This window comes from Bacillus sp. MM2020_4 (genome assembly GCF_011250555.1).
Taxonomy (GTDB): Bacteria; Bacillota; Bacilli; order Bacillales; family Cytobacillaceae; genus Neobacillus.
Window position 1 is genome coordinate 52,343 of record NZ_JAANMZ010000006.1, and the last position, 12,218, is coordinate 64,560.

General features: G+C 47.4%; 9 protein-coding genes. All 9 read right to left on the reverse strand.

Annotated elements, in window-relative coordinates; translation table 11 throughout:
* Nucleotides 1–163 precede the first annotated feature (163 nt).
* Nucleotides 164–742 (reverse strand): DNA-directed RNA polymerase subunit delta, encoded by a 579-nt coding sequence (rpoE, locus tag G6554_RS07140; RefSeq protein WP_166240197.1) that lies wholly within the window; start codon nucleotides 740–742, stop codon nucleotides 164–166.
* Between the two features lie 165 nt (nucleotides 743–907).
* Nucleotides 908–1,096, reverse strand: coding sequence for a hypothetical protein (locus G6554_RS07145; protein WP_166240199.1), 189 nt, complete (start codon nucleotides 1,094–1,096; stop codon nucleotides 908–910).
* A gap of 193 nt (nucleotides 1,097–1,289) precedes the next feature.
* On the reverse strand, nucleotides 1,290–4,541 hold the full coding sequence (icmF, locus tag G6554_RS07150; RefSeq protein WP_166240201.1) for a fused isobutyryl-CoA mutase/GTPase IcmF: 3,252 nt from the start codon (nucleotides 4,539–4,541) through the stop codon (nucleotides 1,290–1,292).
* Between the two features lie 48 nt (nucleotides 4,542–4,589).
* The gene (locus tag G6554_RS07155; RefSeq protein ID WP_166240204.1) at nucleotides 4,590–5,246 is read right to left on the reverse strand and encodes a TetR/AcrR family transcriptional regulator; all 657 of its coding nucleotides are present in this window, start codon (nucleotides 5,244–5,246) and stop codon (nucleotides 4,590–4,592) included.
* Nucleotides 5,247–5,299: 53 nt separating this feature from the next.
* Nucleotides 5,300–6,439 (reverse strand): acyl-CoA dehydrogenase, encoded by a 1,140-nt coding sequence (locus G6554_RS07160; protein WP_166240206.1) that lies wholly within the window; start codon nucleotides 6,437–6,439, stop codon nucleotides 5,300–5,302.
* Nucleotides 6,440–6,516: 77 nt separating this feature from the next.
* Nucleotides 6,517–7,647, reverse strand: a complete 1,131-nt coding sequence (locus tag G6554_RS07165; protein WP_166240208.1) for an acyl-CoA dehydrogenase — start codon at nucleotides 7,645–7,647, stop codon at nucleotides 6,517–6,519.
* Nucleotides 7,648–7,685: 38 nt separating this feature from the next.
* Complete coding sequence (locus G6554_RS07170; protein ID WP_166240210.1) at nucleotides 7,686–8,537, reverse strand: 3-hydroxybutyryl-CoA dehydrogenase; 852 nt, start codon at nucleotides 8,535–8,537, stop codon at nucleotides 7,686–7,688.
* Nucleotides 8,538–8,633: 96 nt separating this feature from the next.
* Complete coding sequence (locus G6554_RS07175) at nucleotides 8,634–9,821, reverse strand: acetyl-CoA C-acetyltransferase (RefSeq protein WP_166240212.1); 1,188 nt, start codon at nucleotides 9,819–9,821, stop codon at nucleotides 8,634–8,636.
* Between the two features lie 268 nt (nucleotides 9,822–10,089).
* Complete coding sequence (locus G6554_RS07180) at nucleotides 10,090–12,204, reverse strand: (Fe-S)-binding protein (RefSeq protein WP_166240214.1); 2,115 nt, start codon at nucleotides 12,202–12,204, stop codon at nucleotides 10,090–10,092.
* Nucleotides 12,205–12,218 lie beyond the last annotated feature (14 nt).

A 12,218-nucleotide genomic window follows, 5' to 3' on the forward strand; every position in this document is an offset into this window, starting at 1 on the left:
TAGTAGGGAGTTTTTTTAAAAATAAAAAGCGCTCCATCTCGCGATTGCAAGGGAGCGCATATTCGTAAATACTCATTCGTCCTTTTTTAAGGAGCCCAAAAAAGATATTACAAGGGCGGGAATAAAAAGTCAAGCTGTTTCGTTTGAAAAGACCATGCCGAAACTAGTCTTCTTTTTCCTCGTCGTCCTCAAACTCTTCCTCTTCATCGAGCTCATCCTCATCCTCAAGGTCTTCTTCTTCATCCAGCTCGAATTCTTCATCGTCCTCAAGGACATCCTCATCGTCATCTTCGTCAAATTCATCCACTTCATCAAGATCGATCTCATCTTCTTCATCAAGAAGATCATCTTCATCGGTGAAATCATCTAGATCATCATAATCTTCATCCTCGACTTCATCGAAATCATCGAGTTCCTCTTCATCAACGACCTTCTTCGCCTTTTTCTTCTTCGGCTTAACGACGGTCACTACTTCTTCCTCCGCTGTATCAACAGGATACCAAACGCGAAGTCCCCAACGGTTATCTCCTAAGGAGCGAAACCGGCCATCAATGTTAATATCCGTATAAAACTGCGCCAGACGGGATTTGATTTCATCGTTGGAAATTCCTGCAGCTGACTGAATCTCTTTCACTATTTCATGAAAGGAGATTGGCTGTTTGCTATTTTTTAAAAATTCGTAAGCCATTTCGAGGAGGGATAATTCTTGCAATTCCTCTTTTGAGTATTGTGCTAAACTCACTATTGGCACTTCCTTTCTCTATTTAACACTCTGTTAGTCGAGTAGTTAAGGGCATTTCTACCATGTTCGGCTTGGAGCGCCTAGGCGCCTTTAGCCTTTCTATAAAAATACATATTCTTCATTATAAACAAATTCTTCCCGTTTATGCTAGTTCTAGTTGGACAATCACTTGATTTTTTCATTCGGCGGTTCATCCCTATCCTCTTCCCTCAGCTTTTTCATCTCCTTTATGGAAATAACCAGGAAAAAGATCGCTAGTAATAGAAAGGAAATGGCACCTAATTGACGTTGATAGAGATAGTATAATGGCCAGGCAAAAATGAGTAAAATAATAATTATGTGACTACCCTTCATCAGTATACACCTGCCCATACGCTCTAAGAAGTTTTGAATGCTCTAATTGATTATATAAGATAAATGTTTAATTTAATATCTCCTCGAATCATAAATTTACTAAAAAAATACAATGGCTTAAAAAACAGCCATTGTAGTTACATATATTGGAAAGTGGTGCCTGCCACCATTTCGGTCGCTTCCGCTTTCCCTCTTACATATTTCTTCGATACTGCCCGCCGACTTCGTATAATGCGCGAGTGATTTGGCCGAGGCTTGCGACTTGGACGGTTTCCATGAGAGCAGCAAAGATATTGCCGCCGCTAACGGCTACTTCTTTTAAACGTTTCAAGGCATCGGCTGACTCCCCGGCATGCGCTTCCTGGAAAGCACGTAAATGTTGAATTTGCCATTCCTTTTCCTCAGTTGTCGCTCGAGCCAGTTCCATATTATTCACGTCCTCCACGGAAGGAGGATTCGGATTCAAATACGTATTGACCCCGATTATCGGCAATTCACCTGTATGCTTTAACATTTCATAGTGCATCGACTCATCCTGGATTTTACCGCGCTGATACTGCGTCTCCATCGCTCCCAGAACCCCGCCGCGGTCATTCAACCGTTCGAACTCCTGCAGCACCGCTTCCTCGACAAGCTCTGTCAGCTCTTCGACTACGAACGATCCCTGGAGCGGATTCTCATTTTTCGAGAGCCCCTGCTCTTTCGTGATAATCATCTGAATCGCCATCGCCCGGCGCACCGATTCTTCAGTCGGTGTCGTAATCGCTTCATCATAGGCATTCGTGTGCAGCGAATTACAATTATCCTGCAACGCCATTAACGCCTGCAAGGTTGTGCGGATATCATTGAAATCAATTTCCTGCGCATGGAGGGAACGTCCCGATGTTTGCACATGGTATTTTAACTTTTGGCTGCGCTCGTTCGCACCATATTTATCGCGCATCACCGTTGCCCAAATCCGACGCGCCACTCGGCCAATGACTGTATACTCCGGATCCAAACCATTACTAAAGAAAAATGATAGGTTCGGTGCGAAATCATCAATGTTCATTCCGCGGCTCAAATAATACTCGACATAGGTAAATCCATTTGAGAGTGTGAACGCAAGCTGCGAAATCGGATTGGCACCTGCCTCGGCAATATGATAGCCAGAAATTGACACCGAATAGTAATTGCGCACTTGATGGTCGATGAAATATTGCTGGATATCGCCCATCATCCTTAGGGCAAATTCTGTTGAAAAAATACATGTATTCTGGCCTTGGTCCTCTTTTAAAATATCGGCCTGTACCGTACCACGTACCGTTCGAAGTGTATACGCGCGCACTTTTGCAAACTCTTCAACTGTTAACACACGGCCAAGCTCCGCTTCCTTCTTCTGTACCTGCTGATCAATCGCCGTGTTCATGAACATCGCTAAAATAATCGGCGCCGGACCGTTAATCGTCATCGAAACCGATGTTGACGGGTGACACAAATCAAAGCCATCATAGAGCTTTTTCATATCATCCAACGTACAAATGCTCACACCGCTCTCACCGACCTTCCCGTAAATATCGGGACGGTAATCCGGGTCTTCTCCGTAAAGGGTCACCGAATCAAAGGCCGTACTTAAGCGCTTCGCGTCATCGTCCTTCGATAGATAATGGAAGCGGCGATTTGTCCGTTCCGGCGTTCCTTCACCGGCAAATTGACGTTTCGGATCTTCTCCTTCACGCTTAAACGGAAATACTCCGGCCGTATACGGGAACGAACCAGGCACGTTTTCCTGGTACACCCAGCGGAGAATTTCCCCGTAATCCTTATAACGCGGTAATACCACTTTCGGTATATCAAGCCCAGATAAGCTTTTTGATTTTAACACCGTGATAATCTCTTTATCACGAATACGTGTGATGAATTTTTCACCAGCGTAAGCAGCTTTCGTCTCCGCCCACGTAGAAAGGATTTTCCGTGATTCCGGCGTCAACTTCTCTTCCGTTTCCTTCTTCACCACTTCAAGAGCCGCCACAACTGATGGCTGCCCAGCACATGCTAGCAAAGCCCCTTCAAGCTGGAAACATTTCCGGGCAATATTCGCCTGTTCTTCCGCCTTCCGATGATACCCGCGCACTGTTTCCGAAATTTCGCGTAAATAATAACGGCGGTCGGTTGGAATAATCATGTTTTGCTTTTCCACCACCACGCCATTCTTACTAAAAGACGTCACCCAATCCGTCGCCATAACAAGATTAACTTTTTCCACTAACGCCGCAAACAAAGCATTCGTACCCGGGTCATGGAACTGGCTGGCAATCGTGCCGTACACCGGCATTTCATCTATTTCCTTTTCAAACAGCATATGATTCCGCTGATACTGCTTTTGCACCTGACGCTTCGCATCCTCCGAACCTTTACGCTCGAATTTATTGATGACAATCAGGTCTGCAAAGTCAAGCATATCAATCTTTTCAAGTTGTGACGGCGCCCCGAACTCACTCGTCATCACATACATCGAGACATCACAGATTTCCGTGATTTCCGCATCCCCTTGGCCGATCCCGCTCGTTTCCACGATGACCAAGTCAAACCCGGCCGCCTTCGTTACTGCCACTGCATCCTTAATCGCAAGCGACAGCTCATTTTTCGAACGCCGTGTCGCCAGACTGCGCATATACACATTCGGTGAGAAAATCGCGTTCATCCGAATCCGGTCGCCAAGTAGTGCCCCGCCCGTTTTTTGCTTCGTTGGGTCAACCGAAAGAATCGCGACCCGTTTTTCCGGAAATTCATTGATAAAACGACGGATCAGTTCGTCTGTTAGCGAACTTTTTCCGGCTCCGCCCGTTCCCGTGATACCAACGACCGGAATCCCCTTTTCAAGCGACTTTACCTGTTCGAGCACCTGCTCCGCTGTTGCCGCCGCCTCATTGCTTTTATCGACATGAAGCTCAGCTAACGTAATCAGCTTGGCAATACTGTTAACATCGCCGGACGGCAATTTTTCAATATGCTCACTGACATCTGTTGTCACTGTGGAAAAATCACATTCCCGAATCATCTGGTCAATCATCCCTTGCAGTCCGAGCTCCCGGCCATCATCCGGTGAAAAAATCCGGGCAATCCCATACTGGTGCAATTCATCGATTTCGCGGGGAATAATCACACCGCCACCGCCGCCATACAGGCGAATATGTGGCGCCCCTTTTTCCTTCAACAAGTCATACATATATTTAAAGTATTCAACGTGCCCGCCTTGATAGGATGAAATCGCAATCCCCTGCACATCCTCCTGAATCGCGGCATTCACAACCTCCTCCACCGAACGATTGTGACCAAGGTGGATGACCTCCGCCCCGCTCGCCTGAAGAATCCGGCGCATAATATTAATCGAAGCATCATGACCGTCAAACAAACTCGACGCCGTCACAAAGCGGATATGATGCTTTGGCTGATAAGTACCCATCGTGCTCCCCCTCTTGTAAAAATGAACCTAGTTCAACGCTAGCCACATTTATTCGTTTTTCGGAACCGTGTCAGTTGCCGAGAACTCTGCACCAATCCCCGATAATAAGAGCTCCGTCTGCAACTCAATGTATTCCTCGAGCGTAAATAACTTCCGCAACGCCCAGCGGCGAAAGCCCCACATCTGCCCTTGGACAAAAATGTTATGGGCAATCATCTCCACTTGTTTCTCTGACAGCTGCAGCTCCCCGTTTTCCACACATCTTGATAGCAGGTTTTCAAACATGCCGACCATTTCCATCTCTTTTTTCAAGACATATGGCAGCGCATCCTTTGACAGCGACTTCACTTCTTGGTACATCACAAGCACTTCCGCTTGCATCTCGTCCATCACCTGAAAGAAGTTGGCGATTCCGATCTTTAAGCTCTCCAACGTCCCTTTTTTCAAAGCAAGATCCTGCTGCAGACGCTCGCTGACATGGTCATATATACTGTCGCAAACTAGATAGAGCACGTCTTCCTTCGTACGAATGTATTCATACAGCGTCCCGATGCTAAAACCGGCTGCTTTGGCAATTTCCCTTGTCGTCGTCCGGTGAAACCCCTTTTGTTTAAAAAGCGCAACGGCCCCTTTAATCATTTGGTCACGTCGTTTTTGCACGAGACGCTCATCCTTGACCGATGCCTGTACTTCCCGTTTCGTCATCCCTCTAACCGCCTTTGTTCAATTTGGGCGATCCATACTTGCCGCCTTTCTAGTTATTTGGTTAACATTCTTGAAATAACGAGGCGCTGAATTTCCTGTGTCCCCTCATAAATCTGGGTGATTTTCGCATCACGCATGAAACGCTCGACCGGATAATCCTTCGTATAGCCATAGCCCCCAAATACTTGAACGGCTTCCGTTGTCACTTTCATCGCCGTGTCGCCGGCAAATAATTTCGACATCGCCGATTCTTTACCATATGGTAAGCCGTTTGATTCCAACCACGCCGCTTGATAGGTTAATAGTCTTGAAGCCTCAATATTCGTCGCCATATCAGCTAGTTTAAAGCTGATGCCTTGGTTTGCCGCAATCGGTTTTCCAAACTGATGGCGCTCCTTCGCATAGTCAACTGCAGCATCAAGTGCCCCTTGGGCGATCCCCACTGCCTGCGCCGCGATACCGTTACGGCCGCCATCAAGGGTCATCATCGCCACCTTAAAGCCATCGCCCTCTTCACCAAGTCGGTTGGCAACAGGGACCTTGCAATCTTCAAAAATAATTTCTGTTGTCGGCGATGAACGAATCCCGAGTTTCTTTTCTTTTTTCCCAACAGAGAAACCTGGGAAATCACTCTCGACGATAAACGCAGTCGTTCCTTTATGCTTGCTGGTTGGATCTGTTACAGCAAAGACAACGTAAATTTCAGCCTCGCCGCCATTGGTGATGAAAATCTTTGAACCGTTCAGGACGTAATGATCGCCCTCGAGACGTGCTGTTGTTCTCATTCCACCGGCATCCGAACCGCTGCCAGGCTCCGTTAAGCCATAGGCGCCAATTTTCTTGCCTTCCGCCATGGGGCGCAGGTATGTTTGTTTTTGCTCTTCATTGCCAAATTTGTAAATTGGCCAGCCTGCTAGAGACGTATGAGCAGAAAGCATTACACCTGTAGATGCATCCACGCGGGACAGCTCTTCAACAGCAATACAATAAGCAAGATAGTCGCTGCCAATGCCGCCGTATTCTTCCGGCCACGGAATCCCCGTTAAGCCCAGCTCCGCCATTTTGTCAAAAATCTCACGGTCAAAGCGCTCTTCCTCGTCCCGCTCAGCCGCCGTCGGTGCCACTTCATTCCGTGCAAAGTCACGTACCATTTTTCGAATCATTTCATGCTCTTCTGATAATTTAAATTGCATTTTAACGTCCTCCTAGGATTAAACTTGAGTGTTTCAACAAACATTCGGAATATATGAACAAATCACTCTTCAACAATTTACAAATACTTACTAATCACTATCCGCTGAATCTCGCTCGTTCCTTCGTAAATCTCTGTTACCTTTGCATCTCGGAAATAACGCTCAACCGGGTAATCTTCCGTATAACCGTAGCCGCCAAATACTTGAATGGCTTCTGTTGTGACCTCAACCGCCGTCCTGGTCGCAAACAGCTTCGCCATCGAGGCTTCCAGGCCGCATTTCAACCCCTGGCTGCGCAAATCCGCGGCGCGATAGACTAATAGTTTGGCTGCCTCAACACTTGTCGCCATGTCTGCAAGCTTAAAAGCAATCCCTTGCTGAGCGGCAATCGGCTTGCCAAATTGCTGACGCTCCTTCGCATAGGCCGTTGCGGCCGACAGTGCGGCCTCCGCAATGCCAAGTGCCTGGGTGGCAATCCCGATGCGGCCGACATCCAGGTTGGCCATCGCAATTTTAAAGCCTTCACTTTCATTCCCAAGAAGATTTTCCACCGGAACATGCATGTCTTCAAACGTCAGCTGAACCGTTCGCGAGCCGTGCAAGCCCATTTTCTTCTCATCCTTACCGATGATAAGACCCGGGGTATCTTTTTCCACAATAAAGGCAGCAATCCCCTTTGTGCCTAATCTCTGGTCCGTGTTGGCAAAAACAATATAAATATCGGCCTCGCCGCCGTTGGTAATAAACATTTTTGAACCGTTAAGGATATACTGGTCACCCTTCTTGACTGCGCGGGTCTTCAAGCTCGCGGCATCCGACCCTGAGCTTGGCTCAGTTAAACAAAAGGCCCCCAAATACTCCCCAGAGGCAAGCTTCGGCACGTACTTCTGCTTCTGCTCCTCTGTGCCAAAATAAACAATCGGGTTAGTACCAACCGAGGTATGCACGGAAAGGATGACACCAAGCGTTGCACTCACCCTAGATATCTCGTTAATGGCAATAATATAAGAGGTGAAATCCATTTCGGCTCCGCCGTATTTCTCGGGGACCGGAATCCCCATCAGGCCCAGCTCGCCCATTTTGCGGAGGATTTCGCGCGGGAACTCCCCCTTTTCCATATTTTCAATAAATGGGGCCATTTCGTTCTCGGCAAAATCGCGTACCATTTTCCGCATCATTTCTTGTTCTTCCGTAAATGTAAGCTTCACGATGATTTCCCCTTTCCGAGGATCCTTTTCTAAAAAAATTATTCGTACGTGTAAAACCCGCGCCCCGTCTTCTTCCCTAGCCAGCCGGCTTTTACATATTTGCGGAGCAACGGACATGGGCGGTATTTATCATCGCCAAAGCCCTCGTGAAGCGTTTCCATAATGTACAGGCATGTATCCAAACCGATAAAATCAGCCAACGTTAATGGCCCCATCGGGTGGTTCATCCCAAGCTTCATCACATCGTCAATCGCTTCCTTCGTGGCAACGCCCTCATACAGGGTAAAAATCGCTTCATTGATCATGGGCATCAGCACACGGTTCGATACGAATCCAGGGTAGTCATTGACTTCGACAGGTACCTTGCTCAATGTTTTCGTCATATCCTCAATCACTTGGTACACCTCATCGGCGGTCGCCAAACCACGGATGATTTCCACAAGCTTCATGACTGGCACCGGGTTCATAAAGTGCATGCCGATAACCTTTTCCGGACGCTTTGTTGCCGCCGCAATTTCAGTGATGGGCAGCGATGAGGTATTGCTTGCTAAAATGGCATGTTCAGGCGCGATTTCATCTAACTGGGCGAAGATCTTTGCCTTAATCTCCATATTTTCAACGGCTGCCTCAATGACAAGGTCTACACCGCTCGCATCGTTCAAGTCGGTCGACGCGGTCAGCCTTGCCAAAACCTCTTGCTTTTGTTCCTCGGTCATCCGACCTTTATCGACATTGCGCGATAAGTTCTTACTGATGCCGTTTAAGCCACGCTCGACGAATTCTGGTTTTAAATCGTTTAATAAAACCTGATATCCCGCTTGGGCACAAACCTGAGCAATTCCTGACCCCATTTGCCCGGCTCCAATTACCATTACAGTTGAAACTTGCATATTTTCCCCTCCGATTTTTCTACCCTTTTTTCTAAAAAAGTGCTATGCGACAGTTTCGCCACCCTATCCGACAGCAAACTCCGCCTTTAAGCCCTCTTACCCCCGCGGCACCTCAATCATCACGGCATCGCCTTGACCGCCGCCTGAGCAAATGGCTGCAATCCCGATTCCGCCACCGCGGCGCTTTAATTCATTCATCAACGTGATGATAATCCGTGCCCCGCTTGCGCCGATAGGGTGCCCTAATGCAACTGCACCGCCATTGACATTGACCTTCTCCGCATCCAATCCGGCAATTTTCCCACTCGCCAAGGCAACGGCAGCAAAAGCTTCATTAATTTCAAACAAATCAATTTCATCCAGGTTCCGGCCCGTTTTTCGTAAAAGCTCATTAATGACCAATCCCGGCGTTTGCGGGAAATCCTTCGCTTCTACAGCAATTGCGGCATGGCCAAGAATGACAGCCCCAACATCACGCCCCTCACGAACTGCACGCTCTTCACTCATCAACACAAGGGCGGCCGCACCGTCATTGACTCCAGGAGCGTTACCTGCTGTGATCGTTCCCGTGGAATTGAAGACAGGTGCCAGTTTCGCTAACCGTTCTAAAGAGGTATCCTTCCGTGGACCCTCGTCTGCTGAGACTACGATTGGAGCGCCTTTTCGCTGTGGCACTTCGACAGAAACAATCTCTTCGGCAAATTTCCCGCTCTCCATCGCGGCAATCGCCCGGACATGGCTGCGCAATGCCCATTCATCCTGTGCCTCTCGAGAAATATCCATTTCCTCAGCTGTGGAGTTGCCGTATGTGCCCATGTGAACACCGGTGAAGCTACAGCTTAAGCCGTCATGGATCAATAAATCCTTCACGGAAGAATCGCCCATTCGGAAGCCCCATCTTGCTTTTGGTAAAATATACGGGGCATTGCTCATCGATTCCATGCCGCCTGCAACAATCACTTCTTCATCGCCAGCACGGATAATTTGGTCGGCTAACGTCACGCTGCGCATCCCGGAGGCGCACACCTTATTAACCGTTTCTGTTTTGACTTCCCACGGCAGTCCGGCATGGCGTGCTGCTTGGCGGGATGGAATTTGTCCTTGACCCCCTTGGAGAACCGTGCCAAGGATGACTTCCCCTACCTCTTCAGGCTTTACACCCGCTCGTACCAACGCCTCTTTTGCAGCAATTCCCCCAAGCTGTGAAGCGGTAAAGCTGCTTAAAGCCCCGCCTAATTTTCCAAATGGCGTTCTGACCCCGCTTAAAATAACCGTTTTCCCCATCCGAAACACTCCCCTTTTCCTAATATTCAGTCATGTCTTTTTAAAAATTTTTCGAGCCCGACTGAACGCTCGCTCAATATTTAACGAAAAATGAAACGCCAGCTCCTTGCCAACGCCCTTTAAACAAAAGGATAAATGTAAGCGTTTTATTTCCTCTATTCTATTTTACATAAAAAATAGCAGAAGTTGAAATGTTTTACACAAAATTTTAAAATTTTATGAAAAGTTCCAACCTCCGCTATTGTGAATTTTTCTAAGCTACGTGATTTTAAGAAGCAACAACCTCTGGAACGCCGCAAACGGCCTTTTCTAGCAGTTCCGCCACATCATAGGTTGAAACCTTTTCTTCCACTTCTTTTGCCTTGGTTCCGTCTGACAGCATCGTTAAGCAATACGGACATGCCGAACTGATAATTGTTGAGTTTGTTTCAAGCGCCTGCTCTGTACGGGCGACATTGATCCGCGAGCCGGTGTCCTCTTCCATCCACATCAAACCGCCGCCGGCACCACAGCACATCGCCTTCTCACGGTTCCGCTCCATTTCCACAAGCTTCACACCAGGGATCGCTTTTAAAATCTCACGCGGTGGATCGTAGACGTCATTGTAACGGCCTAAGTAACAAGAATCATGGAAGGTAATCGTTTCGTTAACCGCATGCTTTGGAACAAGCTTACCATCACGAACCAGTTCAAACAGAATTTCAGTATGGTGATAGACTTCGACACCCTCCAAGCCGAAATCAGGATATTCATTTTTGAAAATATTGTAGGCATGCGGGTCAGTCGTGATAATTTTCTTCACACCGGCCTTTTCAAATTCCTCAATATTTTTCACTGCTAAGTCCTGGAACAGGAATTCATTTCCGAGACGACGCGCCGTATCGCCAGAGTTCTTTTCCTTGTTGCCAAGGATAGCGAATTTCACACCGGCTTCGTTCAATAATTTTGCAAAAGAAAGAGCAATCTTCTGGCTGCGGTTGTCGTAAGAGCCCATCGCACCCACCCAGAATAAGTAGTCGAACTCCTCGCCCGCTTTGTTCAGTTCTTTTACAGTTGGTACATGAACATCCTCACGAAGCTCGCGCCAATTTTCACGCTCTTTGCGGTTTAGGCCCCAAGGATTGCCCTGGCGTTCGATATTGGTCATCGCCCGCTGTGCATCCGGATTCATTTTTCCTTCGGTTAACACAAGATAACGGCGCAGGTCGATGATTTTCTCGACGTGCTCGTTCATCACCGGACATTGGTCTTCACAATTCCGACATGTGGTACAAGCCCATATTTCTTCTTCGGTAATGACGTCGCCGATTAGGCTTGGGCTATACGCTGACGCAGCAGCAGATTCTTGCGCACCCTGACCTGCAGCAGCCAAAGCAAGTTGATTTCCTTTTGTATTCGCAAACGCAAAGGTCGGCACCCATGGCTGTTTCGAAGTGACTGAAGCACCGTAATGGGTCAGATGGTCACGCATTTTTACAATTAGATCCATCGGTGACAGCATTTTGCCTGTTCCGGAGGCCGGACACATGTTAGTACAACGTCCACATTCCACACAGGCATAAAAATCAACCATTTGCAGCTGGGTAAAGTCTTCAATTTTTCCAACCCCAAAGGATTCCTGAGATTCATCTTCGAAATCGATTTTGCTCAATTTGCCCGGCTTTTCCAAACGGTTTAAGTAAACATTCGCCGGACCGGCAATTAAGTGGGCGTGCTTTCCTTGCGGTACATACACTAAGAAAGACAGCAAGAATACTAAGTGCATCCACCACGCGATGTAGAACACCACAATGGAGGCGGTTTCATTTATCCATGAAAAGGCGAGTGAAATTACAGATGCCACTGGCTCTGACCAGGTTGGATCCTCGCCGTGCCAGATGATGCCCATGCCATTTCCTAAAAGGACGGAAACCATTAAGCCGCCGATAAAGATCAACACAAGGCCGGATTTAAAGCCGCGCTTTAAGCGGACAAGTTTTTCGATGTAACGGCGATAGAACGCCCAAACTACTGCAACTAAAATGGTTAAGGTGACAATCTCTTGGAAAAAAGTAAACGCTGGATACAACGGTCCAAGCGGCAAGTGTGCCCCTGGTTTAATCCCCTTAATAATAAAATCAATGGCACCAAATTGGACGAGCAGGAAGCCATAAAAAAACATCACGTGAATCGCGCCACTCTTTTTATCCTTTAACAGCTTTTTTTGTCCAAATACCATGACCCAAATTTTTCCCAGTCGTTCTTTTACATTGTTATCAAAATCAGTCTTTTTCCCGAGCTTGATAAATTGGATTCGTGTTTTCACCACATACACAAACAGACTGACTGCGTAAGCGGTTACAGCCAAGAACGCAATGAGGTTAACCCATAAAAGACCATTCATTTAAAAATCGCCCC